Origin of the sequence: Protaetiibacter mangrovi, from assembly GCF_024752305.1 — a bacterium.
GTDB classification, from domain to species: Bacteria; Actinomycetota; Actinomycetes; order Actinomycetales; family Microbacteriaceae; genus Homoserinibacter; species Homoserinibacter mangrovi.
On sequence record NZ_JANTHX010000007.1, the window covers coordinates 459580 to 479886 of the forward strand.

Sequence of the window (20307 nt, forward strand, 5' to 3'; positions counted from 1 at the left end):
ATGCTCCTCAGGCTTCCGGGATGACGCGGTCGAAGAAGTCGTCTCGGGCCGCATCCGGGTCGGGTCCGCCGCGCACGCCCGTGTCGAGGGCGTCGATGCGGGCGAGCTCCTCGGCGCTCAACTCGACGTCGAACACGTCGAAGTTCTCGGCGATGCGCACCGGGTTCACCGACTTCGGGATGGCGGAACGACCCTGCTGCAGGTGCCAACGCAACATCACCTGCGCGGGCGTCTTGCCGTGCGCCGCCGCGATCCCGGCGATCACCGGATCCTGCATGACGTTGCGGCGCTCGTCTCCCCACGGCCCCGGATAGAAGGTGATGCCGCCGATCGGCGACCACGCCTGGGTCAGGATGCCGTGGGCGGCATCCGCCGCCTGCACCGCCGGCTGCGTGAAGTACGGGTGCAGCTCGACCTGGTTCACCGCCGGCACCACCTCGGTCTCGGCGAGCAGCCGCTCGAGGTGGTCGGGCATGAAGTTGCTGACGCCGATCGCCCGCACCCGTCCGTCGCCGAGCAGCGCCTCGAGCGCCCGGTAGGCGCCGATCACCCGCTCGAACCGCGCGGGGGCCGGCTGGTGCAGGATCAGCAGGTCGAGCCGCTCGACCCCGAGCTTGCCGGTCGCCTTCGCGAAAGCGTGCAGCGTCTCGTCGTAGCCGTAGTCGCTCACCCACACCTTGGTCTCGATGAAGACCTCCTCGCGGTCGAGGCCTGCACGGCGGATGCCCTCCCCCACCTCGCGCTCGTTGCCGTAGGCGGCGGCCGTGTCGATGTGCCGGTACCCGAGCTCCAGCGCGGTCGCGACCGCATCCGTCGTCTCCTCGGGCGGGCTCTGGAACACCCCGAGCCCGAGGGCGGGCATCGTCACCCCGTTGTTCAGTGTCACGTCGATCATCAGACCGTCACCATCACCTTCAGCGCGGTACGCGCATCCATCTCGGCGTACCCGGTCGGCACGTCGTCGAGCGCCACGGTGCGGTCGAAGACCCGGCCGGGCTCGATCGCTCCCGAGAGCACCTGCGGGATCGCCGCCTCGAGGTAGGCGCGCACGGGCGCCGGCCCTCCGGCGAGGCGGGCATTCTTGCCGAACAGCGACCCGAACCCGATGGGAGCCTCCTCGTACTGCGGAACGCCGACCCGGCTGATGATGCCGCCGGGACGTACGACACCGTACGCCTGCTCGTAGGCGGGCAGGTGGCCGACGGCCTCGAGCACCACGTGGGAGCCCTCGCCGTCCGTGAGGTCGAGCACGCGCGTGATGCCCTCGCCGCCACGCTCGGCCACGACATCGGTGGCACCGAACTCGACGCCGAGATCCGTGCGCACGCGGTGACGCCCCATCAGGATGATGCGCTCTGCTCCGAGTTGCCGCGAGGCGAGCACGGCGGAGAGCCCGACGGCGCCGTCGCCGATCACGGTGACGGTCTTCCCCGGTTCGACCCGCCCCATGAAGGCGGCGTGGTGTCCCGTGAGGTACACGTCCGAGAGGGTCAGCAGCGAGGCGAGGAGGCCCCCGTCGGCGGAGGCCGGGTCGAGGTCGGGCACCCTCACGAGGCTGCCGTCGGCGAGCGGGATGCGGGCGAGCTCCGCCTGCAGTCCGCCGACCTCGGCTGTGCCGTAGAAGCCGCCGTGGATGCACGCGGTCTGCATGCCCTCGCGGCAGAAGACGCAGCTGTTGTCCTGGTACGCGAACGGCACCACCACGAAGTCACCCGGCCGCACGGTCGTGACGGCCGCGCCGACCTCCTCGACGACGGCGATCAGTTCGTGGCCGACCGGGCGGCCCACCTCCGACGCGGGGGCCGAGTGAAAGGGGTGCAGGTCGGAGCCGCAGATGCAGCTCCGCACGGTGCGCACGATCGCGTCGGTCGGCTGCTGGATCACGGGATCCGGCACGGTCTCGACGCGCACGTCTCCCGCGCCGTACATGAATGTGGCACGCACTGGTGTCCTCCTCGGGGTCGGTCTCCAGTGAACGCCTCCGATCGCATCCGCGGCAGGTGCTGCCGTACCGGGTACCGACGGAACCTCCCTCGCGCCGCCGAGCGGGCGTAGCGTCGAGGCATGTCCGACGTGCAGGCCGAGATCCGCGAGTTCCTGAGCTCGCGGCGCGCGCGCATCACCCCCGAGCGGGCGGGTCTGCCCGCCTACGGCGGCAACCGCCGGGTCGCGGGGCTGCGCCGCGAGGAGGTCGCGATGCTCGCCGGCGTCTCGGTCGACTACTACGTGAGGCTCGAGCGCGGCAACCTGGCGGGAGCGTCGGATGCGGTGCTCGACGCCCTCGCGCGCACCCTGCAGCTCGACGAGGCGGAGCGGCAGTACCTGTTCGACCTGGCGAAGGCATCCGGTCCCGCACCGCGCCGCGCGAAGACCGCCGCCCCGACGGTGCGCGCCACCGTGCAGCAGGTGCTCGACGCCATCGAGAGCCCGGCGTGGGTGCGCAACGGACGCCACGACATCCTGGCCGCGAACCGCATGGGGCGGGCGCTCTACTCCCCCGTCTTCGATGACCCGGCACGCCCGGTGAACACCACGCGCTTCGCCTACCTGAACCCGGCGGCGCGCGAGTTCTGGCGCGACTACGACCGGATCGCCCGTGACGCCGCCGCGATGCTGCGGCTGGAGGCGGGTCGCAATCCGCACGACCCCGAGCTGATCCGCCTCATCGGGGAGCTGTCGACACGGAGCGAGCTGTTCCGCGAGCGCTGGGCGTCGCGGGATGTGATGTTCCATCGCTCGGGGCGCAAGCGCCTGCACCACCCGGTGGTCGGCGACCTGGACCTCGACTACGAGTCGATGGAGCTGCCGAGCGAGCCCGGCCTCGTGCTCAACGTCTACACCGCACCCGCCGGCTCGCCCTCCGCCGACGGCCTGCGGCTGCTCGCGAGCTGGGCGGCCACCGAGCTCGCCGATGCGGCCGAACCCGCGAAGGAGACCACATGAACCTCGAGCCGAAGCCCGCGACCGTCGCCGGGCCTGAGCAGACCTTCACCGGCCGCGTCTGGTTCGACGTGCTCTGCGGCGCCCACCCGGAATCCGCGATGCGCGTGAACCGGGTGCGGTTCGCCCCCGGCGCCCGCACGGCCTGGCACGCGCATCCGGGCGGGCAGACACTGCACGTGACCCAGGGCGTCGCGCTCATGGGCACCCGCGACGGCACGGTGCTCGTCGTGCACCCGGGCGAGACGGTCTACACCCCGCCCGGCGAGGAGCACTGGCACGGCGCGACGCCCGACGACTTCATGGAGCACCTCGCCATGTGGGAGGACCAGCCGGGGAACGGCGCCGTCTGGGCCGAGCACGTGTCGGATGCCGACTACGCGAGGCGCTGAGCCCCTTGCTCTCTATGCTGGCGGCGTGAGCGACGGCATCCCGGCGCAGCCCGGGTCAGGCCGCCGGGTGCACTGGCTCGAGCTGTTCTTCGACCTCGTGATGGTCGTCTACGTCGGCCAGGTGGCGCACGGCATGCACGGCGAGCCCGGCTGGCCCGAGCTGCTCGTCTTCACGCTGCTGCTCGCGGCCGCCTGGTGGGTGTGGATCAACGTCACCCTCACCCTCAACCTCTTCGGGTCGACGACGGCGTCGACGTGGATCAGCGTCACGGTCGTGATGGTCGCGGTGGGGGTCATGGCCGCCGCCGTGCCCGAGGCGGTCGGGGAGCGGGCGTGGGCGTTCGCGATCGCGAACGCGATCATCCGGCTGGTCTGGATGCTGCCGTGGCTGCTGAAGCACCGCACGATCGGCGTGCCGTGGTGGCGGCCCATCCTCTACAACGGGACCCCCGCCGCTCTGTGGCTGGCGTCCGTGCTGCTCCCCGAGCCGTGGATCTACGTCGGCTGGGTCGTCGCGATCGGCGCCGAGATCGTGCTGCTCACCGCGACCACCGGACGCTCCGTGTGGCTGAGCCGCACCGTCGACGTCGAGCACCTCGCCGAGCGGGTCACCCTGCTCGTGGTGATCGTGTTCGGCGAGTCGGTGCTCACCATCGTCGGCGAACTGGACGCGCATTGGGAGCCGCTCTCGACCGGCGCTGCGGTGCTCGCCTTCGCCTCCGTCTCGCTGCTCGCGTGGGTGTTCTTCCGGCATGCCGCGGCCTCCGCCGAGCGCGGGTGGCACGCGCTGCGCAGCCAGGGACGGCTCGGCGCCCTGCGCGACGTCGTCATGTACCTGCCGTTCCTGCTCGTCGCAGGCGTCACGCTCTTCGCCGCCGGCCTCGGCACGGCGGTGGCGCATCCGGATGAGCCCCTCCCCCTCGGCGCCGCGCTCTGCATCGCAGGCGGGGTGACGCTGTTCTACCTGTCGAGTGCGGCCGAGGCGCTGCGCTACGGGCGTCCCCTGCGCACGGTGGCCGTGTGGACGGTCCCCGGACTGGTGCTGCCCTGGCTGCCGCTCGCGGTCACCGTCGCCGCGCCGGCGATCTGGTTCCTCGCGGTCACCTTCCTGGTGCTCGCGACGCTCACGGCGCTCAGCTGGTGGGGCGCGCGGCGTCAGCCCGCCTCGGCGGCGAATGCATCCCATTCGAGGAGCGCCTGACGGAACTCGTCCCGATCGAGCGGGCGCAGCGCGTGCGCGACCGATTCGATCTCCGCGGCGCTCGCGCCACGGTCGGCGTCGAGATCCGGCCAGTAGCTCTCGGTGAGCGACTGCACGATGGCGACCCATGCATCATCCCGCTGTGCGATCGCGCTGCCGTCGACCAGGCGCACGGTGACCGCGTCATCCACGGCGCAGATCCCGTCGTAGTCCGCCATGGTGACCTCGTCGTCGAACGCGCCGGAGATCGGGTCCATGAGCCAGCAGAGGTAGGCGTCATCGTCGAGATCCGCCGTCGCGGCGCGGGTGTCGATGCGAAGCGCCCCGGCGTCGTCGGTGCGGTAGAACGCGGTCGCCTGATCGAACGAGCTGGAGACGATCACGCGCGTGGCCCGGTCCCAGTCGGTGACGACCGGTCGTACCGCCTCGTCGAGGGTCCGTTCGAGCTGCTGCTCCGCGGCGATCCGCTGCGCCTCGGCCTCCGCGGCTCGGCGCTCGTTCTCTGCGACCACGGAAGGACCCGCGAATGCGGCGACCGAGAGGATCACGACGAGCGAACCGCCCAGGCGCGCCCACCATCGAGGCAGTGCAACCGCCGCCGCTCCCACGGCGAAGACGGCGGCGGGCACGACGCCGACATCGACGCCGAGGGCGGGAATCCAGTGGACGGGTATCTCCCCGGCGCTCACCAGCAGCGCCACCGCCCCAACCGTGCCGGCGAGAGCCGCCGCGACGCCGGCGACGACCTGGCGCTTCCGGGTGACCACCCAGAGCGCACCGGCGGTGGCCCCACCGATCGCTGCGGCGAAGACGAGCGCGAAGGCGAGGCCGACCGGCGGTACGAACAGCACCGCGGCGAGCACGGCGGGCGCCGACAGCATGATGATCGCATCTACGACCAGGGCGAGGCCCAGCCCGGCGAGCATCCGGCCCGCACCGGCGCGCGTGGGCCGCTGCGCCTGTTGACGGGCGGCGGTGTCGATCATCGGCCGGGCCCCGGACCCATGTGCGTCATGGGTCGATGCTAGGGATCCCTCAGCGCCGCCGCATCGTGAGGGCGACGTGGATGAGCGGCACCGCGGATGCCGCCATCAGCGCCCACCCCCAGGGTTCGTCTGCACGCACGAGCAGCACCCCGCTGAACAGCATCGCCGCGAACACGATCGCCGAGATGAGGCGGCTGAGCAGCCGCTCGAGCGAGGAGAGCCGATTCTCGACGCCGGGCGCACGAACGGCCAGCTGGCCCCGGTCGATGCGGGTGACGAGCTCGTCGACGCGCTGCGGCAGACGGCCGATCGTCGTCGCGTAGCCGACCGCCCGGCGGCCGAGCTCGCGCACGTCGCCCACCGAGTTGCTGAGCACCGAGCGCGCGAACGGGTCGACCGCATCCCACATGTTGAAGTCGCGGTTGAGGGCGCTCGTGACGCCCGAGATGAGTGAGATGGTGCGGATCAGCAGCAGGAAGTTCTCGGGCAGCTGGAACGGCAGCGACCGGATGGTGTCGCCGAACTGGCGCGCGAACGCCTCCAGCTCGCGGGGGTCGAGGTCGCGAAGCTCGGCCACCCCCATGCCGCCGAAGCGGTCGAACGACGCCGCCATGGCGCGCTCCAGCTCCTCGGTGTCGGCGCCCGGCAGCAGCACGCCGAGGCGCTCCAGCGAGGCGACGAGCGCCCGCCCGTCGCGCGCGACGACCGCCAGGATGAAGTCGCGCAGACCCGCCCGCAGCGCATCCGAGATCTCGCCCATCATCCCGAAGTCGACGAAGGTGAGCCGCCACGCATCCGTCGAGCCGCGCGGCCCCGGGGTGACGAAGATGTTGCCCGGATGCGGGTCGGCGTGGAAGAAGCCGGCCACGAAGATCTGCTGGAACGTCGCGCGCGCGAGCTCCTGCGCCACCGCGGCCGGGTCGATGCCGACCGCCTCGAGGGCCGCGACGTCCGTGATCTTGATGGCCGTGACATCCGACAGGGTCAGCACCCGCAGCGAGGTGCGGTCCCAGACGACGGCGGGGGTGCGGATGCGGGCGTCGCCCGCGAAGTCGGCGGCGAAGCGCTCGGCGTTGCCCGCCTCGTTCAGGTAGTCGATCTCGGCGAGGCTCGTGGTGGCGAACTCCTCGACGAGCCCGGGTGCGTCCACCCGCGACGAGACGAGCCGCACCCGCATGAGCCAGCGACCCACCCGGCGCAGCGCCGCGAGGTCGACCTCGACGACCTGCTCGATGCCCGGACGCTGCACCTTCACGACGACGTCCTCGAAGCCGACGTCGGCTGCGACGCCCGGAGACAGCCGCGCGCGGTGCGCCTGCCCGAGTGAGGCGGCGGCGATCGGCACCGGGTCGAACGCGGTGAAGGCGACCTCCAGGGGGATGCCGAGCTCGGCCTCGGTCTGGGCGCGGATGCGCTCGAACGACTCGGCCGCCACCTCGTCCTGCAGGCCCTCCAGCTCGCTCGTGATCTCGGGCGGCAGCACGTCGAGCCGGGAGGAGAGGAACTGCCCGACCTTGATCATGAGCCCGCCGAGTTCGACCGCGAGACCGTGGAAGCGTCGCGCCAGCCGCTGCAGCCGCGCCGCGCGACCGCGTTCGGCGAGGCCGCCGAACCCGATGCGCGGCAGCACGAGCTCGAACCACCACGCCTGCACGAACGCACGCGTCGCGAACCGCATGATGCGGCGGTAGCGGGCGCGCAGCTGCGCGGCGTCGCCCGACTGCGGCATCCGGTCAGTCCTCGGCGAGGATCGCGTACAGCCTGCGCCGGGCCTCGTCGACGATCGCGACGGCGCGCTCGTTCTGCTCGGCGGTGCCGTGCTGCACCACCTGCGACGCCGCCTGCGCGAGCTTCACCCCGGCCTTCGGCAGCGCCATGCCGCGCTCGGCGCGGGCGCGCGCCGACTCGGCGGCTTCGGGGGCGTCGGCCGCCTCCGCCGCCTCACGGCCGGAGTCGGTGAGGGAGTACACCTTGCGCTCGCCGGTCTGCTTCGCGGTGACGAGCTTCTCGTCGGCGAGCAGCTGCAGGGTGGGATAGACGGTGCCGGCGCCCGGCGACCAGGCACCCGAGGTGCGGGCCTCGATCGCCCGGATCACCTCGTAGCCGTTCATCGGCCCGGCGAGCAGCTCGACGAGGATCGCGGTGCGGATGTCGCCCGGGCCGCCCCGGCGACCCACCGCCGAGGCGAAGGTCTCGCGGAGACCGTCGAGGGCCTCCCAGAAGTCGAACCCGTTCGGTGCTGATGCGCGCATGTCGGAATCCTCTCGGCGATCAGGCCACGATACGCCCGACGCCTGGGCGCCGGTCAGGATCGGAGAAGCCGGCCGGCGCCGTCGCTCGCTAGCGTGACGGGTGAGGCGCGATCGGGCGCCGGAACCCCCAGGAGGTCGCCATGTCGTACGTCGTCGATTTCGTCGATGTCTCGCCCGTCGGGCTCGAGAGCTCGCCCGTCGCCGAGGCTCTCGCGGGGCTCCGCGCCAACGAGGCGCGCTACTTCCGCAACAAGTACGAGCACGTGTTCACCGTGGAGCCCGCGAGCGAACGCCCCGACATCGTCGAGTGGGTGAACCGCATCCTGGCCGAACGCGACATCGTGATCGCCTCGCCGGCGCTCGAGGCGACCGAGTTCGAGGTCGACGGCATCCGCTGGTCGTACGTGTTCTACGAGAGCGGGCTGTCGATCAACGTGCTCTACACGCTCGACCACGCCGGCAAGCGCGCCGTCGGGTTCAAGCTCACCGACGGCATGGCGGTGCCCGCCGAGCTCGCCGACAAGTTCAAGTTCGCCCGCCAGCGCTCGAAGCTCGCCGGCACCATCCGCGGCTCGTACTTCGCCATCAAGGGCGAGTACTGAGGCGACAGACGGGTCGCCCGCCGACGATCGCACGTCGCCGCCGTGATCTAGCCTCGGTGCATGGAGTCGCCCTGGGTCGGCACGGCGATCGCCCTCGTGCTGCTCGCCGGCACCGCCGCGGGCACGCTGTCGGTGATGCGCGTGCCGGCGTCGTGGGAGCCGCTCGTCGCGCTCGTGCGGGCCGCCCTCCAGCTCGCCGCTCTCAGCCTCATCCTGACGGGCATCATCTCCGACCCGCTCTGGGTCGCGATCGGACTCGTCGTGATGCTGGCGGCGGCGTTCGGCACCGCCGCCCGGCGCTCGAGGGCGACCGGCCCGGATCTGATCCCGCTCGCCGTGGCCATGGTGGCGGGGCCGGTCGTGGTGATCGGCGTGGTGTTCGCGACAGGCGCGGTCGAGCTGTCCCCGCGCTACACCCTCGCGATCGGCGGGATCATCATCGGCAACACGATGACCATCGCCATCCTGACGCGACGACTGTTCCGCGAGGCGGCGCATCAGCGCTGGGACGAGGTCGAGGGGTGGCTCGCGCTCGGCGCGACCCCCTGGCAGTCGACGCGCGAACTCGCCCGCGGGGCGATCCGCAGCGCTCTCCTGCCGTCGATCGATCAGACCCGCACCACCGGCATCGTCGTGCTGCCGGGTGCGTTCGTCGGCGCGATCTTCGCGGGCGCGTCGCCCCTCGAGGCGGGACGGTTCCAGCTCGTCGTGCTCGCCGGCATCCTGGCGGCGGGCGCTGTCAGCGCGACGTTGCTGCTGCGACTGGGGGGCGGCGTCCGACAGAAACCGCCCGCCCCCGAGGGCGCGGGGGCGGGGCGAGGCGGCTGACCGCACGCGTCCCGCAGACACCTCACCCCGCTCCCGCTCAGGCGGCCGCGTGCGGGTCGGTGCGGTTCAGCGTCGCCACGACCTGTGCGTAGTCGCCGCGCGCCTCGCCGTAGCGCAGGAACTTGACGCGCTCCACCTGGATCTCGGTCGCCTCCCCCGCCGCGAGGATCGACATGACCTCGTCGGCGAACTCGTCGAGAGGCATCGCGAACGGGTTCTCGGCGTGACCGGGCATGAGGTCGGTCTGCACCGCCGGCGGCTCCAGCTCGAGCACCTCGACCGAGGTGCCGGCCAGCTGCAGGCGCAAGCTCTCGCTCAGCATGTGGATCGCCGCCTTGGTGGCGTTGTAGCTGGGCGTGACGCGCAGCGGCGCGAACGCCAGACCGGACGACACCGTCATGATGGTCGCCGCGGGCTGCGCGCGCAGGTGCTCGATGAGGGCGCCGATCAGGCGGATGGGTCCGAGCAGGTTGGTCGTCACCGTCGCCTCGGCGGTCTCGACGAATCCCGCCGGGGTCGTCCAGTCCTCCGCACGCATGATGCCGGCCATCGCCACGACGACGTTGAGCGACGGATGCCGCGCGATGACCTCGCGCGACGCCTCCGCGATGCTGTCGGCATCCGTCGTGTCGATCCGCACGGTGTCGATGCCGGGGTGCCGCCCGGCGATGTCGGCGAGGAGCTCGGTGCGGCGACCGCCGACGATGACGGTGTTGCCGGCCTCCTGCAGGCGCAGCGCGAGGGCGAGACCGATGCCGCTCGTGGCACCGGGGATGAAGATCGTGTTCGAGTCGATTCGCATGCCTCGAGTGTTCGCCGCATCCGGGGCGCCGGGCAGAGAGCGCTTGTCGGGGGATCGGCGATCCCTGGTTCCCGGCCCGGGCAGCGCGCATGATGGGGGGATGGACCGTTCCTCGCTCGCCGCATTCCTGCGGCGCCGCCGCGAGACGCTCCGGCCGGAGGACGTGGGCCTGCCGCCCGGCGCGCGGCGCCGTGCACCGGGCCTTCGCCGCGAGGAGGTCGCGCAGCTCGCGCTGATGTCGACCGACTACTACACCCGCCTCGAGCAGCAGCGCGGCCCGCAGCCGAGCACGCAGATGCTCGCCTCGCTCGCCCGCGCGCTGCGGCTCACCGCCGACGAGCGCGACTACCTGTTCCGGATGGCGGGGCACACGGTGCCCGATCGGCTGTCCGCCGCCGACCACGTCGCCCCCGCACTGCAGCGCGTGTTCGACCGGCTCTCCGACACCCCGGCGCTCGTGATCTCGCTGCTCGGCGAGACGCTCGTGCAGAACGAGCTCGCCGCCGCCCTGCTCGGCGACCACAGCGGCGCCCGCGGTTGGGAGCGCGTCGAGGCGTACCGCTGGTTCATGCGCCCCGACACCGATCGCGCGCGGTATCCGGAGGCCGACCACGCCCGCCACAGCCGCGCCCTCGCCTCCGGACTGCGCGCCGCGTCCGGGGCTCTCGGCCCGCGCTCGCGGGCGGCCGAACTCGTCGAGGTGCTGCTGCCCCGCAGCGCCGAGTTCGCCGAGCTGTGGGAGCGGCAGGAGGTGGCGCAGCGCTTCGCCGACCACAAGATCCTCGTGCACCCTGAGGTCGGGCCGATCGAGCTCGACTGCCAGACCCTGTTCACCGAGGACCGCTCGCAGGCGCTGCTCGTGCTGACCGCGGAGCCGCGCAGCGAGGCGGAGGAGAAGCTGCGGCTGCTGGCGGTGCTGGGGAGACAGGAGTTCGCGAGCACGCCAGGGCGGAGCAGCTGAGATGGCGACGATCCTGATGTTCCACCACGTGTACGGGCTCACGGACGGGGTCGTGGCGGTGGCCGACTGGCTTCGTGAGGGCGGTCACGTCGTGCACACGCCCGACCTGTTCGACGGTCACGTCTTCACGTCGATGGACGAGGGCTTCGCCTACGCCCGACGCGACGACGTCGACACGGATGCGCGGGCCGACGCGGCCGCGAGCGAACTGCGGGACTAGTCGATCGCGAGGCGAACCCAGACGACGGACGCAGTTCCTTCGCGAGCATTAGCAAGGTGGGTCGCGCGCAGCTTGAGAAGGCAGCTCCGGCCCATCGCGCAACGATTGCTGACGCGATGAGCGGTAGCCTCACTGGCGCCGAGATTCAACAGCTCGCTGATCTGCTCGAGAAGCTGAACACGGGTAGCGAGCTCGATCCACGGCGCTAGTCGCAGTCCGCCGCGTCCTTGAGTTGACTTTGTTGAGTCCACGTAGCGAACGTGCCGGGGCTATCCGAGCTGCAGATGGTTCGAGATAGCACCAGGCTCGAGGGAACAATCGCCACGGCCCGCTCGTCTGTCAGCAGCGTGGTCCAATCTGAGTCCGCCTGCAGCACGTAGGCGACCACCGAGGGTGAATCAGCGAGCTCGATCTGTTCGATAGGTAGCCACATGTTCTTGGGCGAGATGAGCACCCCAATCACCACAGCCATGACGGTGGCCATGGAGTCGGGCCCTGCCCTTCCCTCAGCAATGCGGGGCCATCGACGCTTTGCGGCGCGCCACCCGAAAGCGAGACCGAGAAGAGCAGCCGCGAGCGCGAGAAGTCCCAAGAGGAGGGTCCAGCTCGTCGTGTACAGGAGCACCAAGGCCGCAATCGGGACAGCAATCGAAGTCGCCCCCGGGTGCCGTGCGATCGTTCGGAGGGCTCTCACACGCGCCTTGCTGTCAGTGACCAGAACCACCACCGCAACGCCGACGAGAGCGGGCACCAACGAAACCATCGTGCCCACCAGCACCGCCGGGATATCGAGTGTGCGCAGCAGCACCAGGAACAGCGAGGTATCGCCACCCGAATACATCCAGATCCGCACCGCGGCCGCTGCTAACGGAACAATTGCAATCAGCAGAGCCGTGTCGAGCCCAATGCCCGGGTGGCTGTCCACCTCCGGTCGGGGGGCGGGCTCTCGCTTCGCGCGACGCTTCAGAGCGGATCTCACTGCTGAATCGTGCCGCGAAGCCGTCACTCCTGCCACACCCCTTGGTGGGGGTGCTGGGGCCATCGATCAGCGCGAACTCCCTGCTTCGTCGCAGAGCACGACGAGGCGCTTTGGAATCCCGACCACCGAGGCATCTCGGATCAGGCTCCCGAGGGTGATGTACCAATTCCGGCGAACTCTCTCCGGGCGCAGCCGAGTCAATCGCGCCACTGTCGCTTCCAGCGCACTGATGTCTCCTGGTCGAGCGGCACCGGTCTTGCCACGAGACGCAGGAAAATCTGTCTCGGGAAGCACTCGTTCGTACGGCAAGGCCTTCAGCGCGTCATCGGGCATCGCCGCATTCACCGAAAAGTAGCAACCAAGTTCGATCGCGCGGCGGATGTCGGTCACATCGCCGAGAAACCAATGAAGCACCACACCGCGGTTGCCGGACTGCTCGACCGCGTCGAGAACCTCCCGGACTCGTCCAGCGCTGTGGAGGGAGACTATGCGCCCCTGTGCTGCGGCTAGCGCCTCGACCAGCATTGCCCGATGCGGCGCGGAACTTCCACGCCGATCCAGACCTACTTCACCCACGAGAAAGTTCGTCTGCGCCAATGACTCGAACCTCTTCAAGTCCCACGAGTCCACTGCGCCGCGGACGCCCGGATGCGCACCGATCGCCCAGTAGATCCCATCCTGAGTGTTCGAAATCGCAACCTCAGCGTCGTCTAGTGTCCTCGTCATCGCGAAGACTTGGGCACCCTCCAAGGTCGCGACCTGGCGCCGCGTGACCGTGGGATCGATATGGGCGTGGCAATCAAGGGCGGGGAAGTCGAACGGCACGAAGCTCCTCCAACCCGCGATGAACCAGGTCGATCACAGCGTCAAAGTCTGTCCCGCCCGGCCATCGACCCGAGGCCAGAATCGCTACATCCGGAATGCCGCCGGCGAGAGCTTCGCGGATTGAATAGATGTCGCGGCTCCGCGCCTCGACGAGATCCTTCCGATGACCGCCACTCAGCGCGTCACACGCGTACGTCGAGGGGTCGCGCATGCCCGCAGCGATGAAACTCCCCCGCCGAACCACACACGCCACGCAGAGCCCGCAGTTCAGATTGGGGTCCGCGTGAAATCGCTGCGTGTTTCCCCGACCGCACGAATATGACGCGGCGGTGACTGGCGCCCACCTCTTGGACCTCAACTCCGTTTTCGCCTGCCCTACGAGCTCGCCCTTGGTGAGGGCAGAGAAGGGGTTAACCACGGCGACTTCAATCGACAGCGAATCGAGCAGCGCATTCACAAGGGCGAACGTGTACGGATGCGTCGATCGTGTTGTCAGGGTGCCACCGCGCCCGGCGTCGAGAGGGGCATTGATGCTCGTGAAGCCGTTCTCCGGAACCCACACCTCCGGCGCCCCGTCATTCTCCGCATGAAGGACGGCCATGACCATGAAGAGGAGGGAACGCATACGCGGCCCGTGGTTCTTTCGGTCAGAAGCATCCGCCAGGAGCAGCTCTTCGAGTCGATAGGTCGCGTCGGCTCCCAGCGCGCCGGCGATCAGGTTCTGTGCATGACGCACCGCTGTGGAGTAGTCGCGGGCTCCTACAAAGCCGACCGCGGCACCGTCTTTCATTCCGATGACGGCACCGGCCAGCGAGTCAAGTCCACCCGAGAGAAGTTGAATCCGATCGAGGCCCAGCGAAGTCACCTGAGTGGCGTCCGACGCGTGAGCCGACTGGTGGATCACAACAGTCCATCGATCGCCCGTGAGCCACCGAGCCAGGTCGACTAGCGCATTGAGCACGTCCTCGGTCCACCGCGCAGAATCTGCAACATGTACATGGACCTCCAAGTCTCGGTGGAGGGAGACGGCTGGCTTTTCGACCAGGCTGTCGGCGAGATAGAGCGCGGCGACGATCCGGAATAGATCTCGAGTTGAGCCCGAGGCTGCCGAGAATTCCGCGAGGCCCCACTGCAAAGTGGTTGTGATTGATCCGGCTGTCCCCGGAGAGACGGGCCACACAATCTGCCCGGCGCCACCAACCTCGGACGGTGTTCCAGACGGAAGCACTTCGAACACATGCGTCATGAGGTCCCCTCCACGAACTCCTTGCACGCTCGAGCTGCAAGTCCAGAGGCGTAGTCCGCCACGTTCTGGGGCGACTTCGAGGTCAGCACATCGGCAACCTGATTCACGCGCGCGCGGATCCAGTTCTTGACTTTGGTCTCGAATGCCTTCACGGCTCCGTCAGCACGAGCGCGAATGTCCTTGCGTGCCGACAACTGGACTTTGGCGAGCTGCCAGGCAAGAGCAGACACGAACTGCCCGATGCGCGCGGCCAGAGTGGATCCAGTCTGTCCAGAGGCGAGCGTGGCAAGGACAGCTTCCGCAACCGCCTGATCATCAGGATGGGACGATGGGCCAAGAATGAGTGCAGAGAGCTCGAGATAGAGGGCCATGCCCGACAATCCGTCGAGCTGGCTGAGGTCAATGCCAAGCTCAGCGAGTTCGGCATCGTCGCCGGCTTCGACTGCCTCAACCGCCGCGAGGACAAGTGCGCCTCGCGCCGCCTGCCGCGTAAAGGCTGGCTGCGTCCGTCCCTCGCGACCATCACCTGAAGCGCTCGAGCCCCCGCCTGAGCGGCTGGAGGCAAGGAGGTCGGCGACGCGGTACGACCGTCCGGATGTGTCACCTCGCGACAGAGCCTTGCCCAAAGCCGCACCGAATGCCGTAGACAATGAGTTCCCCGCCGGACTGCCAATCTCGGTCGATGCATTGGAGGCGGCCGCGTTCCAGGCGCTCGAACCGCCGAAAGCGTTAGATGTACCCACTAGACGACTTCACCCCTCATCTCGTCGCGGATTGCATCTGCAAACATCGGCTCGGCCGCTCGGAGTTCTAGGAGCGCCTCCAGTGTCGCGGGGTAGTTTGCGAAGTACGGCAGCTCGGTGCGGGTGATCGAAGAAAGCAGGTCAGCGCGATTGAGCACGCTGGAGACTGGCTCTATGAGGTCGACTCTCCTGAGGGAAATACTCTGCAACGAGTCAAGCGCCTGATCTCTACGCCCCCCGAGCAACGCGGCCGCGAGTTGTTGAGCAACCGCCGCATCTCCGGTCTGAGGCTCCTCCGCGAGATCGTCTTGGGCGCCTTGCCGGACGAGCTCGCTCTCGGAGAGGAGCCTCCGAAGCAAGCGAGTTTCTTCGTCGTTGAGATCCGGACCCACGCTGACGTTCGCCACGACGGTCGCAGCGAGCGAAAGGTACGCGGTCACATCTTCCGGCTTCTCGCTGAGCTGCACACCATTCCGCGCCCAAGTGACTAGGGCCGCATCAGGCCCAGAGTCGTCCGCGTTCTCCCAACCCCGGAGCGTCTCGCTCCGCGCGTCGAGCGCCTGAGCGCCGAGTTCCGCGAACTTCGTGGGGAAGTTCTGCTCCAGGACCCATAGCTTCATCACCGACCCCAAGTCGATCGCTCCGCTGGTCGCTCCAAGTACTCGTGCCCTGATCGCCAGGTTGTTGAGAAATCGCTTGAGCTGACGGGGCGTCGATGACTGCGAAGGTGCCATGCCATAGACCATCGACGCAGCCTGTTCCACCATCTCACGGGTGGGCAGCTCGTCAACCATTCCCTCGTATGCGTAAGGGGAAACGCCTTCCGTCCGACGAGCGAGGCTCGCCTGAGCCAGACGCGCTTGGACCGCCTTCTCAGCGTCCGCGCACGCGAGAAGGAGAGTGAGGTACGCCTCCGCACCAGCCAGCGTCATCTGCGGGAGGGTGAAGGGCAATTGGATGACTTTCTCGGTGTAGCTGTCTGCGAAGCGACCTCGCGCTTGCCTATCCAAGGCGTCTCGGAGACTCTCTCGAATGAAGCTGTCGTCGGCCGCGATGACGAAGGCCATCCCCTCGACACTCAGAAACAGCTTTATTGCCTCCAATGCTCCGAGAACGTCACCCGGCAGACACCGGTCGAGATCGTCCACGAGCACTACCACTCGATCGACGGTGGGGAGCTCGGAAATCAGTTTGCCGAACTGCTTCCGGAACTCGCGCATGCCAACGCGCATGCTCGCCTGTTCAGGCGTCGGATCCTTCGGCGTCAGCGCGTCGACGAAGCCTGGAATGTCGGGAGTGAGAGTGACGAGTGACTTCGCTGCGACCTGAGCGACCTTGGTCCATGAGATCCGGCGACTGAGCTCGACGACCTTCTCCTTCAAGGTTCCAAGCGCCGCCGCCGCTCGTTCCTTCACCTCCCCTTCGGCGAGAAGAGACTGGCGACGCTCGTACTCGTCCTGAACTCCCTCCAGGACTCGCGTGATCAGGGTGCCCCGCGGGTCTCCCGTGTCGACGAACTCCCAGGGGTCGACCTTCACAACAAGAACACCGTCTCGTCGCCGCAACTCCAACTCGACGAGGCGAAGCGCCGTACTTTTACCGCCACCCCAGGGCGAGTTGATTCCCACCGTCACTGGGTCAAGACGATCGTCCAAGGCCGCATCCGCGATGGCGACCGCTATTGGTTCGAGACCGAGTAGATCGATCGACGCAGGATTGTCGTCGAAAAGGGAAAAACCGTGGGGTGGCATTTCAACTCCGAAATGGTCGGCTAATCCACCCACAGGTCTTCACTCCAACGCAAGTACCCAATCGCAGGGACGAAACTGTCGCTCAACTGGGTCCGGGACCGAAAGGCCACGCCTCCCCCGCGAGCCCGGCGCCCTCATAGGCTGGGACCGTGAGCATCGCCCGTTCTCCGGAGGCCCGCACGTCCACGCCCGCTGATGCCCCACCACCTCTCCTCACGCGGTCGGGCGTCCCTGCCGCTGCGCTCTGGGCACTCGATCCTCAGGTCGTCCACCTCAACCACGGCTCCTTCGGCGCCGCGCCGCGTTCAACGGTCGAGCTGAGGTCAGTGCTGTTGGCCGAGGTCGATGCGAATCCTCTTCGATGGCACCTCAGCGTGCAACCGCGCCGAGAGGAAGCGCGGCTGGTCGTCGCTCGGTTCCTGGGTTCTGATCCGCGATCCCTGGCTTTCGTCCCGAGCGCGAGCGCGGGCACGACGGCAGTGCTTCGCGAGCTTTCGGGCGGCGAGGTGGTGGTCACCGATCACGCCTATGGTGCGCTTGCGAAGCACGTGGCGCTCCAAGCGGCGCGAGTGGGCGCGCGCGTCGTGACCGCGCGTGTGCCACTGTCGGCGACAGCTGCCGAGGCCACTGCCGCGGTCCTCGACGCCATCGGCCCCGAAACGCGCTTGGTGGTGCTCGACCATGTCACGTCAGCGACGGCTCGCCTGATGCCGGTGGAGCAGGTGTCAGAGGCGGCGCGTGCTCGTGGCGTGGCTGTGCTCGTCGATGCGGCCCACGCCCCCGGAATGCTCGAGGCTCCGGCGGCGACGACGGCGGATGCGTGGGTCGGCAACCTGCACAAGTGGGCATGCGGCGTGCGGGGTTCCGCGGTGACCGTGCTGAATGCGGCGACAGCCGAGCGAGTGCGGCCGCCGATCGAGTCGTGGTCCAGCGACGCGGCGTACCCGGAATCGTTCGACGAGCAGGGCACCGCGGACTCGACGGGATACCTGGCATCGGCCGCCGGAATCACCGCGCTGGAGGAGGCGATCGGTTGGGATCGTATCCGGCTGTATCAAGGTGAGCTCGTGTCCTACGGGCGCGACATAATCGCCGCAGCATTCGCATATGCGACGGGCGAGGACCATCGTGTGGAGGTGGGTATGCCAGCTCCATCGATGGCGCTCGTGGCTTTGCCGTCGGGGCTTGCAGCGCAACCAGAGAGTGCTGCAGCGCTGCGCCAACGGATCGCCGATGAGCTCGGCTTCGAGACGCAAATCGCCGACTGGGGCGGTGTGGCGCGGCTTCGGCTGTCGGCGCACGCCTATTCGACGTCGCAGGATTTCGATCGTTTCGCCGAGACGGTGGTGCCCGCTCTCGTGCAATGGTCGCGAAGCGCCTCGAAGAGGTGAACGACGACTCCGCGAAAAGGGCGTCCGGCGGATCGATGCGCCGGACGCCCCATCGCTGCGGCTTCTAGAAGTTGACCTTCACGTCCCAGTCGGTGGCGTCGCAGGCGATCGAGCTGCCGGCGTGCTGAACCACGAACGACAGCCGATCACCTACGGCTACGGAGGACGTGATTCCCGATGGGAAGGTATACGACCCTCCGTTCGTCACGTTCTGGTAGCCCGATCCGGGCCAGATCTGCGTGCCGTTCTTCAGGATTCTGAGGTTCACCCCTGCGGTGTTGCCACACGGCCCACCGACGGTGATCGGCCCGTTCGCGCCGATCGTCACGGTTCCCGCCGAGGGCGCCACCCAGGTGCGCACCGAGTCGCAGTTCAACCCGGGGTGCTGCTCGGTGGGCGAGAACACGGTGCAGTAGGGCTGCCCGCTTTCCCACTCGCGAGACAGTCGGCTGTACGCCATCGCCGACATGCTCGTGCCGCCGACCGTGGTGTACTCGGCGCGCCACTGATCCCACCCTTGCGTGAATCCGTCGGATGCCTTCCAGACGATGTTCTGAAGGCCGGTGTTCGCGGTGATCGTCGCATTCCACGTCGTCGCATCGCAGGCGATCGAACCGCCCACACCCGAGACGACGAACCGAAGCAGGTCGCCCGGAGCCACGGTGGTCGTGACGCCCCCGGGGAAGGTCAGACCCGCGCCGCCGTTGGTGATCGCTGCAGCACCCGCCCAGATCTGAGTGGTGTTCTTCAGGATGCGCACCGTGACGCCCGCCGTGTTGCCGCACGAGCCGGGAACCTGGATCGACCCATCCGAGCCCAGCGTGACGGTGGCCGAGATCGGCGCCTGCCAGGTGCGGCTCGAGTCGCAGGCGTAGCCCGGATGCTGCTGTGTGCCCGAGAACACCGTGCAGTAGGTCTCGCTGCCCTTCCACTGGTACTGGTTGCCGCCGGCCGCGGTGACGTACTCCATCGGCAGGAACGTGGTCCCGCCGCGAGAGGTCGCGTATTCGGAGCGCCATTGGTTGTGGGTGTACCCGTTGGAAGCGGACCAGCTTGTCGTCGCCGCCGGATTGCCCGAGGTGTCGACGGTGGCGTAGCGCGCACGCACGGCACATCCGCTGAGTCCGGTCGCGTTTCCGTAGAGCCGGAATGAAGAACCCACCGAGTAGGTGCTTCCTGTGGCGGGGTCGACGGGCCAGAGGTACCAGCAGTTGTCAGTTGCCGTCCCGCCCGTCAGGGTGACCGGGCTCGACCATGCCTGATTTGTCAGGTCGGTGGTGGTGCTGATCCAGTCGTGACCCATGGCGATGAACTTGTTGAGTGCGGTGCTGTAGGTGAAGGCCGGGGTGTCTTCGTAGCTGAACTGCCCGGCCGGGTCGCCGTAGTGGATGATGCCGGTGAACGGCATGACCGTGCCGTCATGTCCACCGATGCCCGCCTCGCTGAAGGAACTCCCGTACCACTTCGTCCAGCAGGTCGTGGTGGCGATGTTGGCGATCGGGCAGCGTGCAGCGTTGTAGTGCATGTACTTCGACTGCTGCGAGGAATGGTTGACCGGGTCCCGGTAACCGGTCGCGTAGAAGAGGTAGAAGTAGCCGCCCGCCGTGTCGACGACAAGTCGTTGGTCGCCCACACCGAAGGTGTACGAGCCGGCCGGAGCTCCCGCGGGCGCGACGAAACTGGCGTCCTGCGTGAGAATCCACCCCGCCCAATTCCATGTCAGGCCGAGATTGGACGATGTGGCGAGACCGACCTGCCGCGCGTAATTGCCGTTGGGCAAGTTGAACTCACTGTGCACGATGCCGTACCAGGTGCCGGTGCCGGGCTGGATCCACACGTTCGTCAACCACCAGGCGTAGTTCAGGTTGGTGGGGAATCCCGATCTCGTCGCGAGTTGGTTGGAGCCCATGTTGTCGACGGTCGTGCCCTGCCAGCGGTCCCAGCGCTGCGATCCGCCCTCGCTCGTCATCGCGTAGAGCGTGCTGCCCACTTTGACGATGTTCGCCGGCGCATCGGTGAGGTTGAGCCACGACGAACCGGTGAAGTTCGCGGGGCCGAGTGTTTCGGATGGGGACGGCAGTGCCGAGGCCGGGCCGGCTGCGACTGCAGCCCCGGCGATCAGCGCAGCGACGGCGGCTGCTGAGGCTATCCGACGGCGCAATCGCCCGCCTTCGCGGTTCCACTTCAC

Annotated in this window: 20 protein-coding genes; 8 read left to right on the forward strand and 12 right to left on the reverse strand. The window is 68.6% G+C overall.

Annotated features, from left to right (window positions below):
• Nucleotides 1–7: 7 nt before the first annotated feature.
• Together NUH29_RS09905 and NUH29_RS09910 are read right to left on the reverse strand one after the other, a co-directional pair.
• Nucleotides 8–895 (reverse strand): aldo/keto reductase, encoded by an 888-nt coding sequence (locus NUH29_RS09905; protein WP_258798944.1) that lies wholly within the window; start codon nt 893–895, stop codon nt 8–10.
• Complete coding sequence (locus tag NUH29_RS09910; RefSeq protein ID WP_258798945.1) at nt 895–1944, reverse strand: zinc-binding dehydrogenase; 1050 nt, start codon at nt 1942–1944, stop codon at nt 895–897. Before NUH29_RS09910 ends, NUH29_RS09905 begins: the two co-directional genes overlap by 1 nt.
• Nucleotides 1945–2064: 120 nt before the next feature.
• Here NUH29_RS09910 and NUH29_RS09915 point away from each other — a divergent pair, with 120 nt between their 5' ends.
• From NUH29_RS09915 to NUH29_RS09925, 3 genes are read left to right on the forward strand one after another with little or no spacing between them, the layout of a single operon-like run.
• On the forward strand, nt 2065–2943 hold the full coding sequence (locus tag NUH29_RS09915) for a helix-turn-helix transcriptional regulator (protein ID WP_258798946.1): 879 nt from the start codon (nt 2065–2067) through the stop codon (nt 2941–2943).
• Entirely contained in the window at nt 2940–3332 is a 393-nt protein-coding gene (locus NUH29_RS09920) for a (R)-mandelonitrile lyase (protein WP_258798947.1), read from the forward strand. Before NUH29_RS09915 ends, NUH29_RS09920 begins: the two co-directional genes overlap by 4 nt.
• A 25-nt stretch (nt 3333–3357) precedes the next feature.
• A complete protein-coding gene (locus NUH29_RS09925; RefSeq protein ID WP_258798948.1) occupies nt 3358–4533 on the forward strand; it encodes a low temperature requirement protein A in 1176 nt (391 codons plus the stop codon).
• Here NUH29_RS09925 and NUH29_RS09930 read toward each other — a convergent pair.
• Genes NUH29_RS09930 through NUH29_RS09940 form a run of 3 tightly spaced genes read right to left on the reverse strand, consistent with a single transcriptional unit; the run spans nt 4488 to nt 7771 of the window.
• Nucleotides 4488–5519, reverse strand: coding sequence for a hypothetical protein (locus NUH29_RS09930; RefSeq protein ID WP_258798949.1), 1032 nt, complete (start codon nt 5517–5519; stop codon nt 4488–4490). The two genes, NUH29_RS09925 and NUH29_RS09930, sit on opposite strands and share 46 nt — an antisense overlap.
• A gap of 49 nt (nt 5520–5568) precedes the next feature.
• On the reverse strand, nt 5569–7248 hold the full coding sequence (locus tag NUH29_RS09935) for an ABC1 kinase family protein (protein ID WP_258798950.1): 1680 nt from the start codon (nt 7246–7248) through the stop codon (nt 5569–5571).
• A gap of 4 nt (nt 7249–7252) precedes the next feature.
• Nucleotides 7253–7771, reverse strand: a complete 519-nt coding sequence (locus NUH29_RS09940; RefSeq protein ID WP_258798951.1) for a PadR family transcriptional regulator — start codon at nt 7769–7771, stop codon at nt 7253–7255.
• A 140-nt stretch (nt 7772–7911) separates the two neighbouring features.
• On the opposite strand from NUH29_RS09940, the gene NUH29_RS09945 reads away from it, so the two are divergent.
• Both NUH29_RS09945 and NUH29_RS09950 read left to right on the forward strand, forming a co-directional pair.
• Nucleotides 7912–8373, forward strand: coding sequence for a DUF8821 family protein (locus tag NUH29_RS09945; RefSeq protein WP_258798952.1), 462 nt, complete (start codon nt 7912–7914; stop codon nt 8371–8373).
• A 60-nt stretch (nt 8374–8433) separates the two neighbouring features.
• Nucleotides 8434–9201 (forward strand): ABC transporter permease, encoded by a 768-nt coding sequence (locus tag NUH29_RS09950; protein WP_258798953.1) that lies wholly within the window; start codon nt 8434–8436, stop codon nt 9199–9201.
• Between the two features lie 37 nt (nt 9202–9238).
• Here NUH29_RS09950 and NUH29_RS09955 read toward each other — a convergent pair whose 3' ends face one another.
• Nucleotides 9239–10003 carry an SDR family oxidoreductase gene (locus NUH29_RS09955; protein ID WP_258798954.1) on the reverse strand — a complete coding sequence of 255 codons (765 nt, stop codon included), beginning with the start codon at nt 10001–10003 and terminating at the stop codon, nt 9239–9241.
• Nucleotides 10004–10103: 100 nt separating this feature from the next.
• On the opposite strand from NUH29_RS09955, the gene NUH29_RS09960 reads away from it, so the two are divergent.
• Together NUH29_RS09960 and NUH29_RS09965 are read left to right on the forward strand one after the other, a co-directional pair.
• Nucleotides 10104–10964, forward strand: a complete 861-nt coding sequence (locus NUH29_RS09960; RefSeq protein WP_258798955.1) for a helix-turn-helix transcriptional regulator — start codon at nt 10104–10106, stop codon at nt 10962–10964.
• A 1-nt stretch (nt 10965) separates the two neighbouring features.
• Complete coding sequence (locus NUH29_RS09965) at nt 10966–11184, forward strand: dienelactone hydrolase family protein (RefSeq protein ID WP_258798956.1); 219 nt, start codon at nt 10966–10968, stop codon at nt 11182–11184.
• A gap of 205 nt (nt 11185–11389) precedes the next feature.
• Here the strand turns inward: NUH29_RS09965 and NUH29_RS09970 are convergent, their stop codons facing one another.
• The 5 genes from NUH29_RS09970 to NUH29_RS09990 form a co-directional block, all read right to left on the reverse strand.
• The gene (locus NUH29_RS09970; RefSeq protein WP_258798957.1) at nt 11390–12163 is read right to left on the reverse strand and encodes a hypothetical protein; all 774 of its coding nucleotides are present in this window, start codon (nt 12161–12163) and stop codon (nt 11390–11392) included.
• Between the two features lie 66 nt (nt 12164–12229).
• Nucleotides 12230–12988: a TatD family hydrolase gene (locus tag NUH29_RS09975; RefSeq protein WP_258798958.1), complete on the reverse strand. Its 759-nt coding sequence runs from the start codon at nt 12986–12988 to the stop codon at nt 12230–12232.
• Nucleotides 12963–14234, reverse strand: a complete 1272-nt coding sequence (locus NUH29_RS09980; RefSeq protein WP_258798959.1) for an adenine nucleotide alpha hydrolase family protein — start codon at nt 14232–14234, stop codon at nt 12963–12965. Before NUH29_RS09980 ends, NUH29_RS09975 begins: the two co-directional genes overlap by 26 nt.
• Complete coding sequence (locus NUH29_RS09985; protein ID WP_258798960.1) at nt 14231–14860, reverse strand: hypothetical protein; 630 nt, start codon at nt 14858–14860, stop codon at nt 14231–14233. The genes NUH29_RS09980 and NUH29_RS09985 overlap by 4 nt, the downstream gene beginning before the upstream one ends.
• 116 nt (nt 14861–14976) lie before the next feature.
• Entirely contained in the window at nt 14977–16728 is a 1752-nt protein-coding gene (locus tag NUH29_RS09990; RefSeq protein WP_258798961.1) for a KAP family P-loop NTPase fold protein, read from the reverse strand.
• A 149-nt stretch (nt 16729–16877) separates the two neighbouring features.
• Here NUH29_RS09990 and NUH29_RS09995 point away from each other — a divergent pair, with 149 nt between their 5' ends.
• Entirely contained in the window at nt 16878–18119 is a 1242-nt protein-coding gene (locus tag NUH29_RS09995; RefSeq protein ID WP_258798962.1) for an aminotransferase class V-fold PLP-dependent enzyme, read from the forward strand.
• Between the two features lie 64 nt (nt 18120–18183).
• Here the strand turns inward: NUH29_RS09995 and NUH29_RS10000 are convergent, their stop codons facing one another.
• Nucleotides 18184–20307 (reverse strand): hypothetical protein, encoded by a 2124-nt coding sequence (locus NUH29_RS10000; protein ID WP_258798963.1) that lies wholly within the window; start codon nt 20305–20307, stop codon nt 18184–18186.